Origin of the sequence: Pantoea sp. GbtcB22 (assembly GCF_019091025.1) — a bacterium.
GTDB lineage: Bacteria > Pseudomonadota > Gammaproteobacteria > Enterobacterales > Enterobacteriaceae > Pantoea > Pantoea leporis.
Window position 1 is genome coordinate 1 of record NZ_JAGXKB010000906.1, and the last position, 234, is coordinate 234.

Annotated in this window: 1 protein-coding gene; it reads left to right on the top strand. The window is 55.6% G+C overall.

The window, feature by feature from the left end:
- Positions 1-75: 75 nt before the first annotated feature.
- On the top strand, positions 76-234 hold a 159-nt coding region (locus KVT28_RS27020), incomplete at its 3' end, for a (d)CMP kinase (protein WP_217551411.1).

The window sequence follows — 234 nt, forward strand, 5'->3', positions numbered from 1 at the left end:
AGGCAGCGTATAATGCCGCGCAATCCAGGCGGCCTGCAAGGGCTGACAATAAGCACGCAGCAACAGGAGAGAACAATGACGGCAGTCGCCCCGGTTATTACCATCGATGGGCCAAGTGGCGCGGGTAAAGGGACTTTATGTAAAGCGAGGGCGGAGTCGTTGCAGTGCCACTTACTGGATTCTGGCGCTATTTATCGCGTCTTAGCATTGGCCGCACTTCACCATCAGGTGGAT